We start from the raw sequence: 2,778 nt of genomic DNA, 5'->3' as shown, positions 1-2,778 counted from the left end.
ACCCTGTGAATCACAACTCATAGTTTTCAGCAAATAAAACACCGCCAWWTGGCGGTGTTTTATTTGCTGAAAACTATGAGTTGTGATTCACAGGGTTAGCTAGTTTCCATTTTCAGCCATTTTACGAATCACTTTATTATGAGTGATATCATTAGGTGCTTGGCCCGTAGTACCAATTTCATCACTGCCATGGCAAGCTAAGCATGATCCGACTCGACTAATGCGGTCCATTTCTTCTTTATTAAATGGCCGTGCGCCTTCGTGTGAAGTGGATTGCAGTTGGTTACCTTCTTCATCTACAAAACGTTCTAATTCAAATGCTGGTGCTTGACCTTCTGGGAAGTTCTTTTCAACATCATAAACGCCGCTACCTAATCCCAAGACTTTAGGGTTAGTATGGCACTCTTCACAAGTGCGTGAACGCTTGCTCATTGTATGGGGTTGAATCGGATTATGTGACAAACCACTGGTCCCATCTGTTGTGGTGTAAATCTTATTGTTGATGATTGATTTTTCGCCATCAACTTGGGTTAAGAAAACCTGGCAGCCAGGTACAAAGGTGGATACTTTTCCGCGGCCATTGATGCCTAAAGCTGGCATTTCCCAACGCACATATGAACGAGATTCACTCCAACTAAAAGCTTCTTTATTCAGGTTCGACTTTTTGCCTTCAGCAGATTTATCGTCACTGCTGCCGTTTAACCAGTCTCCGTTTGGCTTGCCTACGTTTTGAGTGGCATGGCAACCGTAACATTGTGGTGCCCATGCCGCATGACAAGTAGAACATTCCATTTTCTCCATGTGACTAGCAATTTTCACCATGGCAACGTAGCCTTCTTCCGACAACTCTTTGTTTTTATAGAGCTGGGGTACGTTAAGTTCTTTGCCTTCAATTTTAGTTGTTAAAGTGACCTTTTTTCCGTTGCGTTTTAGGTGAACCATTGGGTTATCGCGGGCGGTTTTTAATGTTGCATCACTGCTGCTGGTTCCATGACAAGATTCACAACGCACTTCTAAAGCATGGTTTTTCTTGGTGTATAGATAACCGTCACCATGCATCTCAGCTTTAGTGTGACAATCAATACAGCTCATTCCTGCATCAAAGTGTAAGTCAGCTTCAAGGAAGTTATAGTGTTTTCCGTGTAGTTTGCCTTGCTTACCACCTGTTTCGGTATATGGTGTTCCGTATCCGTCTGACTCCATCATGCCTTGGTAGCTCATACCACTTCTACCACCACGGTTGTGGCAATGGGCACACTGATTAACGGTAATCTTAGTGGTCATTTTGTGTTTACGAGGTCGATCTTTCTTGCTCTTATCAATGGCTTTATCATCACCTTCATAAGTGGCATTGTTACTATACTCAACATGACATGCGGCACAGCCAGAAGCTCGATAATCCCCATCTCGTTGATGGCCATCACTCCAAATATGACAGCGTAAGCATTGATTTCTTAAATAATCATCGCTTGGAGAGTTAGTCGCAGACTCTGGTAGGGTTGGATCATATGATGGAATCTGTTTTAAACTTTCGACAGTACCTTCTCGGCCCACTTTTAGGGCTTTTACATCATATGTTGCGTACACTGAGTTGCGATCTTGACTGCCAAAATTATAACGTGTGCCGGATATCATGCCTGACATTGTGGCATGGATTGACGTTTTTGCATTATCCACTTCATCGGCATGACAACTGCCACAGGTTTCAGATACAATGCGAAGATCTGTCGGATTCGACCACATATCTTTATGTCCAGCTTCTAGCGTAGTAGCACTTGCATTACCGTTGTGGCAGTCAACACAACTCAAATCAACCATCATGTCAACGTCTGAGAACTGCTCAATCCCTTCATGGCAACTTAAACAACCTTTATCATCATCCCAACTCGCGTTCGCACTTAGGCTCGAAAAACTCATTAATGCTATACAAGAAATAAATATTCGTTGTGTAAACTTTTTCATCATTTCACCCCTATGGTTTTATAACCATTTTTTATGTGTGTGTATTTATATTGCACTTTGGGGATACAAAGTAGAGGGATTTGTTGTTGAGTTGTGATCTGTGTGGAAAATATTTCGACATTCATGTTGTCTTGAAATTTAAAGGTTGAAAGTGGACTTTGCTAACACACTGCTTGCTTATATAAGGTGTTAATTATTAAGAAATAATTGATAATTGGACATGGGTTGATTGCGAGGGTGTAAAGCTTTACTTGGTCACTTTTTTGAGATGACATTGAGCTAAATGCTGCCAACTGAAAATAGTGGCAACACATTATCAACGAGTTAATAAGTAGATTAGTCTTTTCTTTGAGGCTGGTGTCGTAAGTTTTACTCGTATTTAAATATTATAAAACGGGCATACAAACTGAGCTTAAATATGTCAGAAAATAATGAAGGTGAGTGAGATTAAATCTTATATCAGATGGCTTAAAACAGCCGAGGAAAGGCTGTTTTAATCCATCAATTAAACTAAATGTCTATATTGTTTAGTCTGCTTGATGTTCGAAAGTACGGCCGCCAGATGAAGGACTTGATCGCTTAAACATCTCTGATTTATACAAGGACTGTTCACGCTCTACATTTGGATTATCACGGTACACTTCATCTTGCTGTGAACGGTTTCCGAAAATTGGCTGCATTTTAGGTGCTAGGTATTTACGGCTTAGTAAGTTAAGTCCGATAAAGCTCACTAGAGCGAATACCAATAAAAATGGTAGCAATACAATCGTGGTCAGTGCGATAGCAATTATCGACAGTAGTGCTAAAAATGGGTGC

The 2,778-nt window shown here is 40.8% G+C and carries 2 protein-coding genes; both read right to left on the bottom strand.

Annotated features, from left to right (window positions below):
- Positions 1-99: 99 nt before the first annotated feature.
- The gene (locus tag FNZ24_RS21260; RefSeq protein ID WP_153916802.1) at positions 100-1,962 is read right to left on the bottom strand and encodes a multiheme c-type cytochrome; all 1,863 of its coding nucleotides are present in this window, start codon (positions 1,960-1,962) and stop codon (positions 100-102) included.
- A gap of 527 nt (positions 1,963-2,489) precedes the next feature.
- Positions 2,490-2,778 (bottom strand): hypothetical protein (locus tag FNZ24_RS21550; protein ID WP_194945123.1); only part of this gene is annotated, 289 nt, incomplete at its 5' end.

It is taken from the genome of Shewanella sp. TC10, assembly GCF_009663145.1.
In the GTDB taxonomy this organism is placed as follows: Bacteria; Pseudomonadota; Gammaproteobacteria; order Enterobacterales; family Shewanellaceae; genus Shewanella.
This window is presented reverse-complemented; position numbering and strand designations above follow the sequence as displayed.